This is a genomic window from Streptomyces sp. NPDC001717 (assembly GCF_042892775.1).
GTDB lineage: Bacteria > Actinomycetota > Actinomycetes > Streptomycetales > Streptomycetaceae > Streptomyces.
The window spans coordinates 12345-31347 of record NZ_JBIAUK010000034.1; the positions used below are offsets into that span (position 1 = coordinate 12345).

Here is a 19003-nt window from a genome sequence, read left to right on the forward strand (position 1 = left end):
CTGCGACGGGCACGGCACACGCGTGCGGGGGGGGACGGTCTCATGCCATCGAGTTGAAGGCGACTCCGACGCGGCAGGGTACGAGGGCGGGGCGGTCGGCGGGGTCGGAGAAGAGGGCACGGGCGTGTTCGGGGTCGAGGGTGAACTCGATGCGGTCGCATTCCCGGGGGCGGTCCGGGGGGCCGACGACCAGGTGGAAGGCGACGGCTCCGGAGGCCTCGCGGGAGGTGGTGACCACCCCGTCGACGACGCCGGAGATGTCGTGGGCGAGCAGGGCCTGGATCTGATGGACGTGTGCGGTGCTCATGACGGTCATGGCGCTTCTTCCTCGGTTTCGGGGGCGGTTCAGCCCAGTACGGGGGCTCGTGATGCCAGGGCACCCTTCTTGGTCCGGCGCGGCGGCAGGGTCTAGGAGGCCTCTGCGGTCGCGGCGCAGGCCAGTTCGTCGGCGAGGAGTCGCCACAGGCCCGCGTAGCCCTCGGCGAGCTGGGCCATCGGTTCCTTGCAGTGCGTGGGCAGGGTCGCGGTGATCGTCTCGCGGTTCTGGACGACCAGGGCGCAGGCGCCGAGCATGCGCAGGACGTTGCGTCCGGATTCGCTCAGGCGCAGGGAGGGGTCGCGGCGCAAGGATTCGAAGATGCGCAGGAGTTGGGCGGGGGCCGGTGGTGGTTCGGGGGTACGGGCGGGCTTGCGGCGGGATTCCAGGGAGATGGGGGGACGCGCGTCCGCGGGGGCCGCGATCTCGGGGCGGCGGGTGGGTACGGGGTCCTCACCGCGGCGGATCCGGTCGCGTACGTCTGCCACGGTCGCGGGGGACACTCCGGCCTCGGCCGCGATGCGGCGCAGTGAGGCACCGGGGTTGGCGCGCAGGAGTTCGCCGGCGAGGGCGCGCCCGCGGGCGGGGTCCACGGGGCGGGTGCGGCCGTCGCGGCCGACACGGTGGCCGGTTCGGGCCGCCGGGGTGTCCTTGCGGAGCTGGGAGATCCTGCGGGCGGAGAGGCCTGTGACGGCGGCGACCGCGCGGTCGGACCAGTGCGGGTGGGAGGCGAAGACGCGGCCCGCGGCCGCGGTGCGGTCGGCGGTGGAGAGGGGCCGTCCGTGGGTGACGTTGGCCGCAACGGCCAGCAGTTGCGCTTCGGTGTGGTCTCCGTCGAAGAAGCGCACCGCGATGTGGGTGTCGCCGCGGAGGACTGCGGCACGCAGCCGGTGGGCGCCGTCGATGACGTGCAGGGTGGGGCGGTGGACCAGGATGGGCGGGAGTTCGTCGGCGGTTTCCGCGAGGAGCTTGGTGTATTCGGTGTCCTCACCGTCGCTGCGCGGGGTGTACCCGATGGTGATCCGGTCGGTGGCGACGCTTTCCACGGGCTGGTCGAGGAATCCCCGGTCGCGGAATCGGATCAGGTGGTCGGCGCTTTCTGCGTCCATGGCCTGCTTTCCCCCTCGTGGTGGTGGGTGCGGTGAGGGGGTGGTGTCACTGCCAGCCGAGGTCGTCCTGGCCGGTGTTGACCGAGGTGTTCTGGGCGGTGGAGGCGGCGGCGGGGGCGGCGGAGTCGGCGTGCGCGGCAAGTGCCCCGAATGCCGTGGAGGCGGCGATGATCCCCGTGACCAGGGCGCCCCGGACGATACGACGGGAGTTCTCGAAATTCATTGTTTTCCGCCTTTTCTGCCGGCCGGTGTTTCGCTGACAGACAGGAGTCTGCTGGGGGTGCGAGCAGCGGGGAAAGGGGGGTTGGTGCGGGCAATCCGGCCTTGGCCTACTCAGTCCAGTTCCACTCAAGGACGAGTGGGATCCGGGTAAAGAAACTGTCATGTCCCTGCCGAGAGACTCAGCGTGTGCTCCACGGGTCGAGACCGGGCAGCAGGGGCACCTCGGCGCGTTCCACTTCCCATTCGCCGAGCGTGGTCAGCTGCGATCCGACGTGCCGCCACAACCTCCGGGCGGCGGCTTCGGCCTCGTCCAGCGAGGGGGCGCTCAGGTAGAGGCCCACGACGGGTGACGCCTCGGGATCCGGGTGGACGCTGACATGCACGAAGCCGTCCCGCCCCGTGGCGCAGCGGGCGATCGCCGCGGCCGTCGGGTCCGGCAGGCGGGCACCGGAGCGTGGTGGCCTCAGGTGGACGTGTACCAGATACATGGGGGCCCTGACTCGTATGTGCGGCTGCGATGTCGCGCCACCGCCCGCAGTGGAAATTGTTTTCCGAAATCCGCGGCCCTCGGAGGAGGAATGTGCCAGATTCCGGAAGCCGTCTTGCCGGAGGGCGGGGTGCCCCGTACCGTCGGCTCAATCACTCGGCCAATCGGCCTCGTCCCACAGGTGGGAGTCCTTCGGGGCCCCGGACTCTGACGGAACCGGAGTCGCCATCAATGCTTGATCCCCTCGGTCTCGACGCAGTCGCCGAATCCGTCTACCGGGGAATCCTGGCCGACCTCCGAGATGTCCCGGAGCTGTGCCTGCGGCTCGGACTGTCCGAGGAATCCGTGCGCTCCGCGCTCGACCGGCTCAGTGAGATGGCTCTGGTCCGGGTCTCCACCGAGGACGCCACCCAACTGCACGCGGTCAGCCCACATGTCGGGATGGAGCTCCTGCTCGCCCGCCAGCAGGCCGATCTGGCCACTCGGCAGCAGCAGTTGGAGGCGAGCCGAGCGGCGGCCACGCAGCTCATCCTGGAATACGACGGCGGGCGCGCGAGTGCACCGGCGGACCCCGGAGTGCGCTACCTCGACGGGATCGAGTCCATCCGCGACCATCTGTCGACCCTGCTGAGCCAGGTCTCCGGGGAACTGCTGACCTTCGCACCGGGCGGCCCGCAGACGGCCGCCAACATGGCAGCCTCCAGACCGCTGAACCAGCAGCTGTTGCAGCGGGGCGTACAGATGCGCACGGTGTACCTGGACAGCATCCGCGGCTGCCCGGACACCATGCAGTACGCGCGCTGGCTGACCGAACAGGGCTGCCAGGTGCGGACGGTGCCCTCGCTGCCCAACCGGATGATCATCTACGACCGTGCCTCGGCCATCATCGCGGCCGACACCGGCAACACCGGAGCCGGGGCCGTCGAGGTGACCTCCCAGGGGATGGTCACCACCCTGCACACCCTCTTCGAGACCGTGTGGCAGTCCGCCGAGCCGCTGGAGAGCCGGCCCGCTGCCGATCCGGGCGCGCTCACCCGCCAGCAGGCGGAAGCGCTGCGGCTGCTCGCACTGGGCTGCACGGACGAGACCATCGCGCACCGTCTCGGGGTCTCGTCGCGCACCGCCCGGCGCATCGCCTCCGGGCTGATGACCTTCCTCGGCGCCGGGAGCCGCTTCCAGGCGGGGGTGCACGCGGTGCAGCGCGGATACCTTCCGGCCCGCCTCGACTAGCACCCGCCGGGAAACGGACCGCCCGTTCACGCCGAGGCCAGGACCGGGTGCAGTGGGGTGTGGGCCGGCGCGCCGAGCAGGTCGAGCGCCTCCTCGGCGGTGTCGGCGCTGCGGATGAGCCGCCGTTCGGCCGCAGTGAGGAAGCCCTCGGCCACCAGGTGGTCGAGCATCGCGAGCATCGGGTCGTAGAAGCCCGCGTGGTTGACGACCACGATGGGCTTCTGCATCAGGGAGAGCTGGTTCCAGGTGGCCACCTCCATCAGCTCGTCGAGGGTGCCGATGCCACCGGGCAGCACGGCGAACCCGCTGGAGAGCCGGTACATCAGGGCCTTGCGCTCGTGCATGGAGCGGACCACGAAGATGGCGCCGCGGGCCCGGTCGGCGCGTTCGCGCTCGTGCAGGCTGCGCGGGACGATTCCGGTCACCGCGCCGCCTCCCCTCAGCACCCCGTCGGCGACCGCGCCCATGACCCCGACACCGCCGGCGCCGTAGACCAGGTCCAGGCCCCGGCCGGCGAGCGCCCGGCCGAAGTCGTGCGCGAACTCGACGTGATCCTGGCGGACCCCGGGCCTGGCACCGCAGAACACCGCGATGCGCTCACTCTTCTCGACCAGCGTCTTCATGGCTCCTCAACTTCCGGTGGTGTGTCGGTCGACGGGCGGGGCACTGTCCGTGTGCGGCGTACCCGGGCGGGCGCCGGGGCAGATCCCGATGGTGCGCAGTGCCGTGCGCAGGAGCACGCGGGCCCCGGCGACCAGGTCGGCCGGCGCGGTGTCCTCCTCGGGCACGTGGCTGATGCCGCCCAGGCTCGGTACGAAGATCATTCCGATGGGTGCGATGTCCGCGACCATCTGGGCGTCGTGCCCGGCTCCGCTCGGCAGCACCTCGTGGGGCAGGCCCAGTTCGTCGGCGCTGCGCTCGATCGCGGCCCGCAGCACCTCGCTGGTGGAGACGGGGTCGGAGCGGGTCTCGGCGACCACCTCGATCTCGGTGCCGGTGCTCGCGGCGATGGCGCGGAGCATCCGGCGCAGGGTCTCCTCGGCGGTGGCGGCGCGCCACACGTCGGTGTCGCGCAGGTCCACGGTCATCCGTACCGAACCGGCGATGGTGTTCGGGGTGTTGGGGTGGGGGTCGATCCGGCCCACGGTCGCCACCCGGCACAGCCCGCGCTCGCCGGCGATGTGCTCGGCGGCCAGCACGACGCGGGCGGCGGCGGCCATCGCGTCGCGGCGGCCCTTCATCGGGCTGGTGCCGGAGTGGCCGGCGGCCCCGCGGACCTCCAGGGTCAGTACGGTGCGGCCGGTGATCGCGTCGACCACCCCGATGCGGCTGCCGCTGCGCTCCAGGACAGGGCCCTGCTCGACGTGGAGTTCGAGGTAGGCGGCGACGGAGCCGTGCGGCCGGCCCGCGCTGCCGAGGGCGTCGAGGTCCCCGCCGGCCCGGCGCAGGGCGTCGCGCAGCCGCCGGCCTTGATGGTCGCGGGGCTCGCGGGGCAGTCCGGCCAGCCGGCCGGCCATCGCCATGGAGCCCCAGAAGGGCTGCGGGAACAGGGCCCCTTCCTCGTTGGCGAAGGCCACGGCCACCGGCTCGTAGGGAGAGTCGATGCCGCCCTCCTCGAAGACCTGCACCACCTCCAGGGCGGCCAGGACCCCGTACGCCCCGTCGAGACGCCCGGCGTTGACCACGGTGTCCAGGTGCGAGCCCATCATCAGGGCTTGGCGGCCGTCGCCGTACGCGCTGTGCCGCGGCCGGATGATGATGTTCCCGGCGGCGTCCACGGTGGGCAGCAGGCCGGCGTCGCGCGCCTCGTCCATCAGGTACGCGCGGGCCTCGCAGTCGGCGGCGCTGAAGCCCTCTCGGGTGATCCCGCCGGTCTCGGGGTCGAGGCCGATCCGGCCGAGGCGGGCGATGCGCCGCAGCAGCCGGTCACCGTCGATGTCCACTGAGAGGCTGCCGACGCGCTGGACGAGACTGCTGGTCATGACGGCTTCCTTCCGGTCCATTCGCAGATCTTGGAGTCCCGCCAGGTCGACGACGCCGCTCACAGGTGCCTCCCCCACCACTCGAGGACCGCTTCGAAGCGGGCGAGCCGGTGGCTGGGCAGTCCGGAACGGGACATGTCGTGCCCCTCGCCGGGGAAGAGCAGCATCTCGGCGGGGACTCCGCGCACGCGCAGCTCGGTGAACAGGCGCTGGGCCTGCTCCTGCGGGCAGTGCCGGTCTTCCTCGGACTGGATGATCAGCATCGGCGTGGCCATGGAGTCCACGTGGGTGAGGGGGCTCTGCCGGGCCCAGTCCGCGCGGTCCGACCCGTACAGGGCGACGACCAGGTCGACTCCGTCGTCGCTGGTGGCGGCGTAGCTGTCGATGGCGTAGAGGCCCCGCTCGCCGATCATCGCCTTGAAGCGGTCACCGTGGTGGGCGTTGAACCAGGCGGCCATGTACCCGCCGAAGGAGCCGCCCATCACGCCGACGCGGGTGGCGTCGAGTTCGGGCTGGGCGAGGGCGGCGTCCAGGAGGGCCAACAGGTCGACGGCGGACTTGCCGGGCAGGTCGTCGCGTACGTGGGCGCCGTGCTCGGCGCCGTAGCCGGAGCAGCCGCGGGGGTTGCCGAGGACGACGGCGTAGCCGGCGCTCGCGTAGACCTGCGCCTCGTCGAAGGCGGCCGGGCCGTTGAGGGTGTAGCCCCACTGGGTGAAGGGGCCTCCCTTCACCTGGAAGACGACCGGGTGGGGGCCTGGGCCCTCGGGGCGGACCACCCAGCCCTGGAGCGGGTACCCGTCGGGGGCGGTGGCGGTGAACTCCCGCATCGGCAGCAGGGATCCGCGCTCGCGCAGCTCGGCTCCGTAGGAGGTGAGGACCCGTTCCGTGCCGGAGCGCAGGACGAGCAGGTCGCCCGCGCTGTCGGCGGCGGCCACGACCGCGGCGATGACCGGGCCGTCCGGGGTGGCGGTCACGGCGAAGCCGCCGACCTGCCGGGGGCCGGTGATGACCGGGGTGGGGGCGCCGCCGTCGTAGGGGACGAGGACGAGGTTGACCTCGCCGCGCCGGTCCCCGGCGAAGTACACGCCGTCGGCGGTGGGCCAGATCATCTGGCTGGCGAAGCTGAGGTGGTGGGAGCCGTCGGTGAGGCGGCGCGGGGCCGAGGAGCCGTCGGCGGCGGGCGCCCGCACGCCGGGGGCGGTCACCGGGACGGTCCACAGGCCGTACGTGGCGGTGGCGCAGGAGTGGTTGAACTTGTCGAGCTCGGATCCGACGAACACCACGGCGCTGCCATCGGCGCTGAAGCGGGGGGTGAACAGGTACATCCCGCCGTGGGTCAGGGGCCGCAGGCCGGTGCCGTCGGGGGCCGCGGCCCAGATGTCGTTGCGCGAGTCGTCGCCGGCCTCCTCGTGGCGGGCGCACACGAAGGCCAGCAGGTCCCCGGCGGGGCTCCAGGCCAGGTCCATGTGGTCGGCGGGGCCCTCGGTGACCTGGACCGCGGGGGCGTTCGGGTCGAAGGGGTCCGTGACGAAGACGTGGCGGGGGCGGTCGACGGTGTAGCCGAACCCGTCCATCTGGTAGAGCAGGGTGGTGATCCGGCGCGGCCGCTCGGCCTCGGCGGGGCCCTGGTAGCGGCCCGGCTCGGGGATCCGGCTGGTGTACGCGATCCGGGTGCCGTCGGGGCTCCAGACGGGGGCTCCGGCGCCCATCGGGTGGTCGGTGACGGGGTAGGCCTCGCCCGGGCCGTCCAGCGGCAGCAGGTGGATCTGCGGCCGGCCGTGGGCGCCGGGGCGCTGGAAGGCGAGGAAGCGTCCGTCGGGTGAGAAGGCCGCGCAGCCGTCGTAGGGGCCCTGGGTGAGGCGGCGCGGTGCGCTCGCCCCGGTGGTGTCGGCGATGAGCAGCTCGGTGGTGTAGTCGTCCTCGGCCACGACCGGGCGGGTGACCTCGAAGACGACGTGGCGCCCGTCGGGCGAGAGGGCGGGCCGCCCCAGGACGGGCAGCAGCTCGATGTCAGCAGGAAGCATGGCGTGGCCTCACAGGGTTACAGGAGGAAGAAGCGGGAAGCGGGGTCGAGGAACAGTCCGTCGCCGGGCCGCACGTCGAAGGCCTGGTAGAAGGCGTCGAGGTGGCCGAGTACGCCGTTGCAGCGGAACTCGGCGGGCGGGTGGCGGTCCGAGGCGAGGCGCTCGGCCAGCCGGGCGGGGACGGTGCGGGCGCGCCACAGGGTGGCCCAGTGCAGGAAGAACGACCGGGTGCGGGCCTCGTCGAGCGGCCCCTCGTGCGCGGCGAAGGCGTCGAGGGCGACGGTGGCCCCGGCGATGTCGGCCATGTTCTCGCCGACCGTGCGGGCTCCGCTGACGCGGCGGCCGGGCAGTTCGGCCGGCTCGTAGCCGTCGTACTGGGCGACCAGCAGGGCGGTGCGTCGGGTGAACTCGGCCCGGTCCTCGGGGGCCCACCAGTCGAGCAGTCGGCCGTGGCCGTCGTAGCGCGAGCCCCGGCTGTCGAAGGCGTGCGACATCTCGTGGCCGATGACCGCGCCCAGCAGCGCGAAGTTGCGGGCGGGGTCGCCCGCCGGGTCGAAGACCGGCGGCTGGAGCAGTCCGGCGGGGACGACGACCTGGTTGAGTCCGTGCCGGTAGTACGCGGTCACCTGATGGGGGTGGATCTTCCACTCGGTGCGGTCCACCGGGCAGCCCAGGCGGGCGAGTTCCCCGGCGATGCGGCGGGCCCGGCCGCGCTTGACGTTGCCGAGGAGGTCGGCGGGGTCGAAGGGCTGCGGCTCCTCGGCGCCCTCGGCTCGCGGGGCGGGGCCGCCGATCTCGAAGACCATCGCGTCGAGCTTGTCCAGGGCCGCGGCCCGGGTGGCCGGGGACATCCAGTCGGCCCGCTCCAGACGGCGCCGGAAGGCCGCGGTCAGCGCGTCGACCAGCTCGCGGGCGGCGTCCACCGCGCCGGGGGCCAGGTACTCGGCGACGTACCGCTCGCCGACCGCGTCGCCGGCGAAGGTCTCCACGAAGGAGACGGCCCGGATGCGGCGGGGCCGGGGCTGGGTGAACCCGTTGAGGAGCTGCCCGTAGAAGGCGAAGTTGTCGGCGAAGACCTGGCGCGGCCCGAACGGCACCATCTCGTGGACGTAGCGCCAGCAGACCCACTGCTTGAGCTCGTCCAGGGTGTGTCCGGACCACCAGGCGTCGAGGGCGTCGGGCCACTCGGGCCCGCGCACCCGTACGGTGGCGGTCGCGGGGACGGTGCCCAGCGCGGCCAGCCACGCCGCCCAGGGGAAGCCTCCGGTGCGGTCCGCCAGTTCGGCAGCGGTGCAGGAGCTCGGCCGCAGGGGTGCACCGGGCCGGGAGACGGCGTGGCGGGCGGCGAGTCCGGTCTCCAGAGCGAGGACGCGGGCGGCGGACCCGGCTGGGTCGGGAAGGCCCGCGTGGGCCCACATCACCGCGATGTGGCCGAGGTAGCGGCCGCGCAGCGCGGCGCCGTCCTCGTCGTCGCGGTAGGCGGTGGCGGGCAGGCCCAGTCCGGCCTGGGACAGGACCAGGACGTAGGCGTCGGCGTCGGCGGTGTCCACGGCGACGGTGAAGTCGGTGGCGCCGCCCACGCCCTGGGCCTGGAGCCGGCCCAGGACCGCGGCGAGTTCCTCGCCGGTGGCGGCGGCCCGGACCGCTTCGAGGTCCGCGGCGAAGGCTCCGGCGGCGCCGAGCTCCTCGATGCGGTCCTCGTCCATGAAGGAGGCGTGCAGGGCGGCGATCCGGCGGCCGGCCGGATCGGCCGCGGCGTCCCGGGCGCCTTCGGCGGCGCGCAGGATCACCGCTTCGGCGTCGGCCTCGGCGCGGTCCGCGAGCAGGGTGAGGGTGGTGGCCTCGGCCCGGTGGGCGGGCAGGACGCAGCGCTCCGTCCAGTGTCCGTTCACGAACCGGTAGAAGTCGTCCTGGGGGCGTACGGAGAGGTCGAGTTCCACGTCGTCCGGGAGGGCGGGGGCGCCCGCGGCCGGGTCCGAGACCAGCGTCATCGCAGTGCCTCGGCCTTGCGGTCGGCGTCGGCGTTGCGGTCGGCTTCGGCCGTGCGGTCGGCGTCGGCGGACTTCAGGACCCGGCCGCTGAAGAGGAGCAGCGCCAAGAAGCAGAACACTCCGGCGGCGAGGAATCCGTAGCGCGGGGCTGCGAGGCTCATCGCCGCTCCGCCGACCACGTAGCCGATGGCGGGGCCGGTGTTGGAGACGGCGCCCAGGGCCGCGAAGGCACGGCCGCGGTGGGTGTCGGGGACCCGGACGTTGAGCAGGATGTGCGTGACGGTGGCCTGGGCGCCGTTGCCGATGCCGCCCAGGACGTAGAAGGGCACGATCCACCAGACGCCGGGCGCCAGGCCCGTGCCGAGGATGGCGACCGCGATGCAGACGAAGGTCCCTATCAGGACGGTCTCGTAGCGCAGGTTCTTGGCCCGGCGCACCAGCATGCCACCGGGGATCAGGCCGAGCATCCAGGCGGACATGATCAGGCCGAACGTCTCCTCGGAGGCCCCGAAGGACTCCCGTACGTAGAAGACGATCAGGACGTTGATGATGCTCGCGGCGGCCATCACCGCGCCGCTGAGGATCAGGACGGCCGTCAGGAAACGGTCGGAGGTCACCTTGTACGGGGCCTTCACGGGCTCGTCCGCCCCGGCGGCGGGGGCGGCGGCGCCGCGGCCCTTGTGCAGGCGGGTCTTGATGAGCAGGCCGCCGGCGACGACGGCCGCGAAGCTGAGCGCGTCGATCAGCAGCGGGACGGAGACCCCGAAGCGGCCGATGAGGACGCCCGCGATGCCGGGGGCGGCGACCATGCCCGCCATGGCGGTGGTCTGCGAGATCGAGGAGGCCCGGGGCACGTTCTCCTTGCCCACGATGGCGCTCGGCAGGGCGCCGAAGACCGGGTGGGTGAAGGCGAGTCCGGACGAGAGCAGCACGGAGAGCGTGATCAGGACCACCGGGGAGGTCCACAGGGTCATGGCGACGCAGATCAGGGCCTGCAGGGAGCCGACGACCACGATGAGGTTGCGGCTGTCGAAGCGGTCGGCGAACCGTCCGGTCAGCGGGGACAGCAGGACGGGCGGGACGGTCGCGGCCAGCAGCAGTGCCATGACGGCGTAGGAGCCGGCGCCGTGGGACTGCAGTTGGAGGGCGATGGCCGTCTCGGCGGCGATGTCGCCGGCGAAGGACAGGCCCCGCATCCCCGCGAGGACGTACACCTCGCGCCAGGCCCGGCGGGAGGGGGGCGGGGCCTCGGTGGTGGCCGGAATTCGGGTGTCGATGGCCATCTCGTGGCTCACTTCCCCTGGTCGTGGTGGTCGGCGGTGGGCGGCTGTACGGGGAGCACGGCGTGCTCGGCGCATTCGAGGACGCCGATGCGGGCGAGCCCGCGCGCCGCGCTGAGGGAGCGGGCTGCGTCCACGCCGGGGAAGAACTCGGAGGTGGTGACCTGGCGGCCGCCGTCGAGGTCGCGCAGCGAGCGGGCGACGGCGTCGGGCACGGCGATGCGGTGACCGTTCACCCGGATGCCCGTCTTCCCCCCGTCGCTCTCTCCGATCTCGACGGGGGCGCTGCTGCGCCGGACGAGTGAGTCGGTGGTGAGCGCGTCGGCGGCGTGCAGCCGGGAGAACTCGCGGGGGCGGCCGGCGCCCGCCTTCTCGCGGCCTTCCTGCGCCAGACGCTTGGCCTCCGAGACGGGCTCCAGGCGTGCGAGCCGGTCCCGGAGGAGTTCGATGTGCCGGCTCAGGCCCGCCACGGCTTCCTCGCCCCGGGCTCCCTCGCCGGGCAGGTACGGGAACTCGTGGAACTCCGGGTCGCGGACCACGGAGTCGACGGTGTCCCGGAGCAGGTCGCGCCAGCGTCGGGGCTCGATGCCGACCGACAGGTGCAGGGACAGTTCGCTGCGTGCGGCGGCGGCGTGCGGGGTGCCGTGCGGGACGTACAGCACGTCGCCGGGGTTCAGGGTCACCTCGATGACCGGCTCCCCGAGCTCCTCGGCCGTGTACGAGGCCTCGTCACCGCGGCGCACCTCGGGAGTCGCCCACACCCGCCAGGTCTTGGTGCCGTCGACCTGGACCACGTACACGTCGATGGAGTCGTGGTGCGGGGAGAAACCGTCGTTGCGGGCCGGGGTGACGAAGAGGACGACCTCGCCCTCGCAGGCGAAGGTGTCGGTGAAGGGCTCCAGCAGCCGGCGGGCCGAGGGCAGCACGTGGTGCAGGGAGTTCCAGGTGACGGTCCCGCCCGAGCGGAACAGCTCGTAGACCTTCTCCGGGTTCACGGCCTCGGCGAGGGCGGCGCCGCGCGCCACGGTGCGGGTGTAGGCGCCGCTGGGCACGCCTTTGCCGCCCTTGGTCACCCGGAGGTAGGAGGGCGGGGTCGTCTCCAGGGCCAGTACGTCGTCGAGCTGCCGCACCGAGGGGAGGCCGTCGAGGCGACCCGCCAGTGCCCCCTTGCGCAGCAGCGGCTTCTTGTTGAAGTGCTCGGCGAGGAACGTGTCCCGGTCGCCGACGAAATCCTCGAAGGAGTACGTGTCCACCTTCTGTTGCCTCCACTCGTGCACGGGGACGCCCGTCGCGGACCACCGGGGGGATGGTCCGGTGGTCCGCGACGGGTCACGTCCGGTACCGGCAGCTCGTCATCCGGCCGCGGCCAGTTCGAACACACCCAGCCGGGTGAGTCCTTGCGCGGCCTTCGTCGAACGGAGCGCGTCCACTCCCGGGAAGATGAGGGACGCCGCGATCGACGCGTCCGGGCCGAGCGCGGCCAGGGTTTCGGCGATCGGTGTGGGTACCGCGATCTTGTGACCGTTGACGGTCATCTGGGTCCGGCCGTTGTCGCTGGCGCCGAATTCCAGGGGGGCGCTGCCCCGCTTGAGGCGGGCGTCGGGGCCGAGTTCGTCCATGTCGGCGATGGACTGGAAGGTGTTGCCCGAGGAGCTGCCTTCCATGTGCCGGCCGAGGTCGGCGAGCCGGTCCAGTTCGGCGCCGGCGGCCACGCTCTGCAGGCGCGCCGCGAGGGCGGCGATCTTCTCGGCGTAGCCGGTCTCCACCTCGGGCGAACGCAGTTCCCCGATGTAGGGGTACGCGTTGAACTCGTCCGCGTCGGCGGCGGTGATGAGCTCCTCGACGGTCTGGCGCAGCAGGTCCTTCCACATGCGCGGGCGCATCATGACGGACAGGTGCAGCGAGGCCTTGCCCTCCGCGGCGGCGGCGTGCGGGGTGCCGTAGGGGAGGTAGAGGACGTCGCCGGGCTGGAGCGAGACCTCGATCTCCGGCTCGCCCAGTCCTTCGAGGGTGTACTGCGCGTTGTCGCCCAGTCGTTCCGCCGGCGGGTTCCACAGCTTCCAGTGCTTGGTGCCCTCGAGCTGGACGATGAACAGGTCGACCGGGTCGTGGTGGGGCGGGTAGCCCTTCTTCCCGGTGGGCGTCAGGAACGCGACCGAGTCGGTGCGCACGGCCATGCGCTCGCTGATGACCCGGGTGAAGTCGCGCAGGCCCGGCACGATCTGGTTGAGCGAGCACCAGGTGACGGTGGCGCCGGCCCGGAACAGCTCGTAGATCTTCTCGGGGTCGACCACGTCGGTGATGGTCTGGCCCTGGACGACGACGTTGCGGGTGTAGCCCTGCTCCGGGACCCCGTTGCCCCCCAGGTTGACCTTGATGTAGGGCGGCCGGACGACCTCCAGGTTGACCAGCTCGTCCAGCTTGCGGTGCGAGAGGATGTCGCGCGGGTCTCCCGGCACGGCGTTCTTCCGCAGCATGGGCTTCTTGTTGAAGTATTCGGCGAAGAAGACCTGCTCGTCCCCCACCAGATCTGCGAATGCGTAGTTCGCCATACCGAGCTCCTCGAAAGAATCGGGCCGCGGGGAGGGGCGGCGCCTTGCGGCGCCGCCCTCCGCCACAGCGCTACTTCAAGAACAATTACTGGATGTTCTTGTAGTAGGAGGTGGCGAGCAGCTCCTCGGCCGTCTCGATGAACTCGATGTCGTCGAAGTCGACGTTCTCCATGAGATTCACTTCCCTTCGTTTCTTTTCCGACCGCCGGGGTTCTCCCCGGCGATGAGAAAAGAATGCCCGGGGGTATCGGGAGGGTCAACGTCGTTCAACTGCACGGGCTTCGGCGCAGTTGAACGGAAACGAAAAGGCGGCCCCGACCTGTGGTCGGGGCCGCCATTCGGCGTTCGGGAACGGGCGGTTACGGCTGCGGCTGCGGCAGGAGGTCGCCCGCGTAGTTGGCCAGCGAGCGGTTGTAGCGCGGCAGGTGCCGGGCGAGCGCGGTGAGGGCGAGCGACAGCGCCTCGCGTTCGCGGCCGGTGTCGGCGAGTGCCAGGGCCAGGAAGCCGACGACGGCGTCGTCGAGCAGGTCCGATCCCTCGGCCCGCTCGGCCTCCAGCAGCGCGACGCTCTCCTCGGCCCGGCCGAGGTTGCGGATCGAACTGGCCATCTGGATGACGGCGCGCCGGCGCCGCACGCCCGTCAGGCCGGTGGCCAGGGCCTCGCGGTAGAGGGGGGCCGCGAGGTCGGAATGGCCGGTGGAGTCATGGGCGCAGGCGCGCTCGAACAGGCCCCGCGGGTCCCTGTCGGGGAGTTCCGCGGCCAAGGCCTCCACGCGGGCGACGAACTCCTCCTCCTTGTGGTCGTCCAACTCTTCCCAGAGCGCGGCCACACGCTCTTCCCATACCGCTTCAGTCGTCGTCATTTCGACAGCCTCCCACTTCCGCACCGCTCTTCACAATCCCGTTCGAGGTCCGGGGCGAACCTGTCCGGATTTCACCCGTGCAACGCGAAGGGGCGGCGTCCGGATCGACGCCGCCCTTCACGCAGGCATTACTACAGGAACAATTACTGGATGTTCTTGTAGTACGAGGTGGCGAGGAGCTCCTCGGCGGTCTCGATGAACTCGATGTCGTCGAAGTCGACGTTCTCCATGAGATTCACTTCCCTTCTGCCTGTGCATTTCCGCCGGGATGCTTCCCGGCAGTGGCAGAAGAATGCCGAGGAATTCGCCGCGGGTCAACGCGCGTTCAACTGATCCAGCGGCGCAGTTGAACACCCCGCGGGGGCCGGGGTCCTGTGCTCCGTTCCCGCGCCCGGGGGTCGGCCGCCGACTCGCCGTGGCGGACTGCCCCCTCGTCCTCGTCCTCGCCCCAGCAGAACCGGAGGGTGATTCGCCAGGCTATACAGATGCCGTACACACACGTCCCGCAGTGTCCGGGACTGGAGTAATGGAACGGAACCGACGCGGAGGTGTCATGCCCGTGCAGATGAAGTTGAGCGCGATAACACTGGACTGCCCTGATCCACTGGCTCTGGCCGCGTTCTACCAGCAGGCCACCGGCCTTGAGCCCCACCCGAAGTCGGACGCCGACTTCGCCGGTCTCAACCGTGAGGACGGACTCCTCATCGGCTTTCAACGGGTCGACGACCACCGGGCGCCGAGCTGGCCCGATCAGGCCGTTCCCCAGCAACTTCACCTCTGCTTCGACGTCGCGGACCTGGACGAAGCGGAGGCCCGGTTGCTGGAGTTGGGCGCGGGCAAGGCGGATCACCAGCCCCATGAGGACAGGTGGCGGGTCCTCACCGATCCGGCCGGTCATCCCTTCTGCATCGTCAGGGGCTGACTCCGTACCCCCGCCGCCGCAGCCAGGGCGGGGTGGCCTTCAGACGTTCTCGAGGAAGGCGCGGACCGTGGCGGCGAAGCCTTCCGGGTCGGCCTGCTGGACGAAGTGGTCGGTGTCCAGGGAGCGGTAGAGCGTGCCGGGGCGCTCGGTGCACATGGCGTGGGCCTGGTCCGCGGGGAGGACCTGACTGCGCAGGCCGTGGATCAGGAGCGCGGGGCAGTCGGTGGCGAGCCACTGCTTCCAGTGGTCGCCGTGGACGAGGTTCTCGGAGTCGACGGTGTCCTGCGGGTGGAACGGCAGCCGCCAGCCGGCGTCACCGGGGAGCGGGCGCAGTACGGGGCCGAGGGCGGCGGCGAGGGGGCCGCAGGCGGCGGCCAGTTCCTCGCGGGTGGGTGCGGTGTAGGGGAAGCCGAGGACGAAGGCGAGGGGGCTGGTGCCGTGGTCGGGGAGGTCCACGGCGGTGTCGACGCTGATCAGGGCCTCGACCAGGTCGGGGTGTTCGGCGGCGAGGTGGACGGCGTTGAACGCGCCGAGGGAGTGGCCGAGGAAGACGGCGCGGTCGATGCCGAGGTGATCGACGAGGGCGAGGAGGTCGGCGACGTAGCCGGCGCGGGTGTATTCGGGGGCCCTGTCGGAGTCGCCGTGGCCGCGCTGGTCGGGGGCGATCACCCGCCATTCGGGGCCGAGGGCGGCGGCGAGGGCGGTGAAGGAGGCGCCCTCGGAGAGGTGGCCGTGCAGGGCCACGAGGGGGCGGCCGGTGCCGCCGAAGTCGAGGTAGGAGAGGGTGCGGCCGTCGACGGTCAGGGTGGCGCGGGTGGGCTGGACGGTCATGACGGTGCTACTCCCTCGGTTCGGGCGGCTGGGTGGCGTTCCTGCGAACGAGGTTGACTATACGCACGTGTAAGACGGTTGTTCAATACGGTTGTATGAATACCCGTCGGCGGATGGTGCGTCAGTGGACCGCGGGGCCGATCGACAGCGCTTCGCGTACGTGCTCGTCGGTGGTGAGCTGCGCGAGCATGAAGTCGGCGACGTCGGCGAAGGCGACCTTCGAGGCGAAGGTGAGGCGGAGGTCGGCTCCGGTGCGGTAACGCGCGGTGCGGGGGCCTTCGGTGAGGGCGGCCGGGCGGACGATGGTCCAGGCCGTGTCGCCGGCCCGGATGAGCCGCTCCATCCGTTCCTTGTCGCGCATGATGGATCGGATCGCGATCCACACGGCGGTGGTGTAGATGCCGGGGTGGCGGCTGTCGCCCGTGCCGTGGTTGCCGAGGGCGATCAGCCGGCGCACGTCGTGGGCGGCCATCGCCGGCAGGACGGTGCGCATCGCGTCGGCGCAGACGGTGGTCCCCCAACGGCGTTGACCCAGCGCGCTGATGACGGCGTCCGCACCCGCGACGGTCCGTGCCACCGGCTCCGCGTCGCGGACGTCGCCTTCGATGACGCGCAGACGTGCGCGGGCGGGGAGCTTGGCCGGGTCCCGGGCGAGCGCGGTGACGTGGTGTCCGGAGTCCAGGGCCTGGTCGACCAGGTGACGGCCCGTATGACCGGTGGCGCCGAAAACGGCCAGGTGCACGAGTCTGCCTCCGTCTGCCGATGCGGCGGCGCGGTTGCTTGGACTCTCCAAGCATTGGGGAAACGCTTGGATTCTTCAAGGGTTTGGGGTGCCACGTACAGTCGGGGCGTGCCCGTGATTCCCGATGAACGCGACGAGCCGCTCAGCCACGCCATCTTCAAGCAGATCCACGCGCTCGCCACGCGCACGAGCGCGGCCTTCGCCGAGCTGTTGGGGGAGTTGGACCTCACCGAGGCGCTCGCCCAGGTGATGTGGCACCTCGACCCGGCGGTTCCGCCGCCTTCCATGCGCGCGCTGGCCGCGACGCTGGGCTGCGACCCCTCCACCGTCACGTTCCTCACCGACCGCCTCGGGGAACGCGGGCTCACCCGGCGTCAGGCGTCGTCGGTGGACCGGCGGATCAAGGTGATCACCCTGACGCCGCAAGGGGTCCGGGCGCGTGCGAGGCTCGTGCACGCCGTGGACACCCGGTCCCCTCTGGCGCGGCTCTCCCGGGAGGAGCAGGAGCTCCTCCACGAGCTGCTGGCCAAGACGGGTGCGACGGGGGATTCCCGGCCGAGGCCGTAGTCGGAGCCCCCGAGTGGTCGGGGGCGGTCGACGTGTCCGGTCGACCGCCCCGTCAGACCGCGCCGGTCGTCAGTTGGCGCCCAGGTGAGCCGCGTCGGCCCACTCCTTCTCGCCCTCGGCGGCGCACTTCGAGGTGTAGACCGGGCCGACGACCGCCGGAATCGACGCGAGCGACTCACAGGTGCGGGCGAACTGCGAGTGGCCGCCCGAGAAGCTGCCGATCTCGACGCCGTCGTCGGCCAGAGCCGCACCCGCACCGCCGAGCAGGATGCCCGCGGCCAGGACAGAGGACGTGAGAGCAGAGCGAATACGCATGATTCTCCTATAACTCGATCACACGCCGGGAAAGTGCGTGTGCGTGTGCCCCGTTCAACATCACGTCCCGGCGACGGGGAACGGCCCTTCACTCCAATGGCAGGACAGAACCCCTCTCCGGGGAAAGGTCATACGAGCGGCTTACCGCTGGTCACCCGTGTCGAGCGGCGCCGTGGCCGAAGGGCCGAGCGCGGGTTCGGCGCACACGACACGCCCGGCGCGGGGGACGTGGTGTCAGCCGACCGGCCCCCGGCCACGCGCGTCGCGGGCACCGGCGGCCCGCGCGGCTGCTAGTGCTCTGACCGGAAAGGTCCACCGCCTCACGTTCAGGCCTTCGTTCATCGGCCGCCCCTCTGCTCCTTTGGAGACAACCGTGCCCAACCGCGCCTCCGTACGCCGTTGCCGCGGCGGACTGTCCGCCGTCACGCTCGCCGCCGCCGCGGTCGGGGCGCTCTTGCAGCCCGCGCACGCGGTCGGCGGGAATCCCGAGCGCGACGGGCACCTGCAGCGGCAGCTCGAACGGCTCGTCGCTCAGGACGACGGCCCGCCCGGGGTGATCGCCGTACTGACCAGGGGCGGACGGAGCGAGGTGTACACCGCCGGGGTCGGGGACGTCGCCACCGGTCGGCGGCCGGATCCGGACGACCACATGCGCATCGCGAGCATCGCGAAGGCGTTCAGTGGGGCCGTCGCGCTCCGGCTCGTGGACCAGGGGCGGCTCTCCCTCGACGACACGATCGGCGAAGTGCTGCCGGCCCAGCCGGCCGCCTGGCACGCGGTGACCCTGCGGCAGCTGCTCCAGCACACCAGCGGGCTGCCGGACTACTCGGCCGATCCCGAGTTCCTGAGGATCCTGCAGGCCGATCCGCGCCACGTGTTCGACCCGCGGACGCTGCTGGACTTCGTCGCCGGGGATCCGCTGCTCTTCCGTCCGGGTGTTCTGTACGAGTACTCCAACTCCGACAACATCGCCGTCGCGTTGATGGCCGAGGCCGTGACCGGGCGGCGGTACGAGGAGTTGCTGCGGGAGCTGGTGTACCGGCCCGTCGGGTTGCGGCAGACCAGTCTGCCGCTGGGGTACCGGCTTCCGCGTCCGTTCCTGCACGGCTACGACGTGACCCCGCCGGCCGAGCCCGAGGACATCAGCGAGGCCGTCGGCACCTCGGGGGTGTGGGCCTCCGGCGGCATCGTGTCCACGCCCGGGGAGCTGGGCGCCTTCATCCGCGCGTACGGCGGTCCCGCGCTGCTGTCGGAGAAGACCCGCAAGGAGCAACTGACCTTCCGCCCCGGCGATTCCTCCGAGCCGGCAGGTCCCGGTACGAACGCCGCCGGCCTCGCGATCTTCCAGTACACGACCCGCTGTGGCGTGCTCTACGGTCACACCGGCAACTTCCCCGGCTACACGCAGCTCGCCGCCACCAGCCCCGACGGCACCCGGTCTCTCACGTTCTCCATCAACACCCAGACCAGCAAGGGCATGAAGCCCGCGCTGCTCGCCCGGCTCCGGACGGTCCAGGAGGACTTCGCCTGCGCGCTCCTCAAGGAGCGGTGAGCCCCGCGAAGGACCGGT

General features: G+C 71.8%; 19 protein-coding genes. 4 read left to right on the top strand and 15 right to left on the bottom strand.

Annotated elements, in window-relative coordinates; all coding sequences use genetic code 11:
- Nucleotides 1-40: 40 nt before the first annotated feature.
- The 4 genes from ACFYZL_RS34265 to ACFYZL_RS34280 all read right to left on the bottom strand — a co-directional run bounded on the left by ACFYZL_RS34265 (nt 41) and on the right by ACFYZL_RS34280 (nt 2135).
- The gene (locus ACFYZL_RS34265) at nt 41-316 is read right to left on the bottom strand and encodes a hypothetical protein (RefSeq protein ID WP_384744561.1); all 276 of its coding nucleotides are present in this window, start codon (nt 314-316) and stop codon (nt 41-43) included.
- Nucleotides 317-408: 92 nt separating this feature from the next.
- Nucleotides 409-1425: a ParB N-terminal domain-containing protein gene (locus ACFYZL_RS34270; protein ID WP_384744559.1), complete on the bottom strand. Its 1017-nt coding sequence runs from the start codon at nt 1423-1425 to the stop codon at nt 409-411.
- A 46-nt stretch (nt 1426-1471) separates the two neighbouring features.
- Nucleotides 1472-1648, bottom strand: a complete 177-nt coding sequence (locus ACFYZL_RS34275) for a hypothetical protein (RefSeq protein ID WP_384744557.1) — start codon at nt 1646-1648, stop codon at nt 1472-1474.
- Between the two features lie 178 nt (nt 1649-1826).
- Nucleotides 1827-2135: a hypothetical protein gene (locus ACFYZL_RS34280; RefSeq protein WP_384744555.1), complete on the bottom strand. Its 309-nt coding sequence runs from the start codon at nt 2133-2135 to the stop codon at nt 1827-1829.
- Nucleotides 2136-2365: 230 nt separating this feature from the next.
- Between ACFYZL_RS34280 and ACFYZL_RS34285 the strand changes: the two genes are divergently transcribed.
- Nucleotides 2366-3364 carry a helix-turn-helix transcriptional regulator gene (locus tag ACFYZL_RS34285; RefSeq protein ID WP_384744554.1) on the top strand — a complete coding sequence of 333 codons (999 nt, stop codon included), beginning with the start codon at nt 2366-2368 and terminating at the stop codon, nt 3362-3364.
- Nucleotides 3365-3390: 26 nt separating this feature from the next.
- Here ACFYZL_RS34285 and ACFYZL_RS34290 read toward each other — a convergent pair whose 3' ends face one another.
- From ACFYZL_RS34290 to ACFYZL_RS34325, 8 genes are all read right to left on the bottom strand, one after another.
- Entirely contained in the window at nt 3391-3987 is a 597-nt protein-coding gene (locus ACFYZL_RS34290; RefSeq protein WP_384744553.1) for a TIGR00730 family Rossman fold protein, read from the bottom strand.
- A gap of 6 nt (nt 3988-3993) precedes the next feature.
- The gene (locus ACFYZL_RS34295; protein WP_384744552.1) at nt 3994-5346 is read right to left on the bottom strand and encodes a Zn-dependent hydrolase; all 1353 of its coding nucleotides are present in this window, start codon (nt 5344-5346) and stop codon (nt 3994-3996) included.
- Nucleotides 5347-5405: 59 nt separating this feature from the next.
- Nucleotides 5406-7370, bottom strand: a complete 1965-nt coding sequence (locus ACFYZL_RS34300; protein ID WP_388684448.1) for a S9 family peptidase — start codon at nt 7368-7370, stop codon at nt 5406-5408.
- Nucleotides 7371-7387: 17 nt separating this feature from the next.
- Entirely contained in the window at nt 7388-9361 is a 1974-nt protein-coding gene (locus ACFYZL_RS34305) for a M13-type metalloendopeptidase (RefSeq protein WP_384744550.1), read from the bottom strand.
- Nucleotides 9358-10656: an MFS transporter gene (locus tag ACFYZL_RS34310; RefSeq protein WP_384744549.1), complete on the bottom strand. Its 1299-nt coding sequence runs from the start codon at nt 10654-10656 to the stop codon at nt 9358-9360. The genes ACFYZL_RS34305 and ACFYZL_RS34310 overlap by 4 nt, the downstream gene beginning before the upstream one ends.
- Nucleotides 10653-11894 (bottom strand): cupin domain-containing protein, encoded by a 1242-nt coding sequence (locus ACFYZL_RS34315; protein ID WP_384744547.1) that lies wholly within the window; start codon nt 11892-11894, stop codon nt 10653-10655. The genes ACFYZL_RS34310 and ACFYZL_RS34315 overlap by 4 nt, the downstream gene beginning before the upstream one ends.
- A gap of 99 nt (nt 11895-11993) precedes the next feature.
- Nucleotides 11994-13193: a cupin domain-containing protein gene (locus ACFYZL_RS34320; RefSeq protein ID WP_384744546.1), complete on the bottom strand. Its 1200-nt coding sequence runs from the start codon at nt 13191-13193 to the stop codon at nt 11994-11996.
- Between the two features lie 359 nt (nt 13194-13552).
- On the bottom strand, nt 13553-14056 hold the full coding sequence (locus ACFYZL_RS34325) for a tetratricopeptide repeat protein (protein WP_384744545.1): 504 nt from the start codon (nt 14054-14056) through the stop codon (nt 13553-13555).
- 553 nt (nt 14057-14609) lie between these two features.
- Here ACFYZL_RS34325 and ACFYZL_RS34330 point away from each other — a divergent pair.
- Complete coding sequence (locus ACFYZL_RS34330) at nt 14610-14978, top strand: VOC family protein (protein WP_384744544.1); 369 nt, start codon at nt 14610-14612, stop codon at nt 14976-14978.
- A 39-nt stretch (nt 14979-15017) separates the two neighbouring features.
- On the opposite strand, the gene ACFYZL_RS34335 is transcribed toward ACFYZL_RS34330, so the two are convergent.
- Nucleotides 15018-15809 (bottom strand): alpha/beta fold hydrolase, encoded by a 792-nt coding sequence (locus ACFYZL_RS34335; protein WP_384744542.1) that lies wholly within the window; start codon nt 15807-15809, stop codon nt 15018-15020.
- Nucleotides 15810-15930: 121 nt separating this feature from the next.
- On the bottom strand, nt 15931-16551 hold the full coding sequence (locus ACFYZL_RS34340; RefSeq protein ID WP_388684452.1) for an NAD(P)-dependent oxidoreductase: 621 nt from the start codon (nt 16549-16551) through the stop codon (nt 15931-15933).
- Between the two features lie 108 nt (nt 16552-16659).
- On the opposite strand from ACFYZL_RS34340, the gene ACFYZL_RS34345 reads away from it, so the two are divergent.
- Nucleotides 16660-17118 (top strand): MarR family winged helix-turn-helix transcriptional regulator, encoded by a 459-nt coding sequence (locus ACFYZL_RS34345; protein ID WP_384744539.1) that lies wholly within the window; start codon nt 16660-16662, stop codon nt 17116-17118.
- Between the two features lie 69 nt (nt 17119-17187).
- On the opposite strand, the gene ACFYZL_RS34350 is transcribed toward ACFYZL_RS34345, so the two are convergent.
- Complete coding sequence (locus ACFYZL_RS34350) at nt 17188-17433, bottom strand: hypothetical protein (RefSeq protein WP_384587050.1); 246 nt, start codon at nt 17431-17433, stop codon at nt 17188-17190.
- A 373-nt stretch (nt 17434-17806) separates the two neighbouring features.
- Here ACFYZL_RS34350 and ACFYZL_RS34355 point away from each other — a divergent pair, with 373 nt between their 5' ends.
- A complete protein-coding gene (locus ACFYZL_RS34355) occupies nt 17807-18985 on the top strand; it encodes a serine hydrolase domain-containing protein (protein WP_384744537.1) in 1179 nt (392 codons plus the stop codon).
- The last annotated feature ends 18 nt before the right edge of the window (nt 18986-19003 follow it).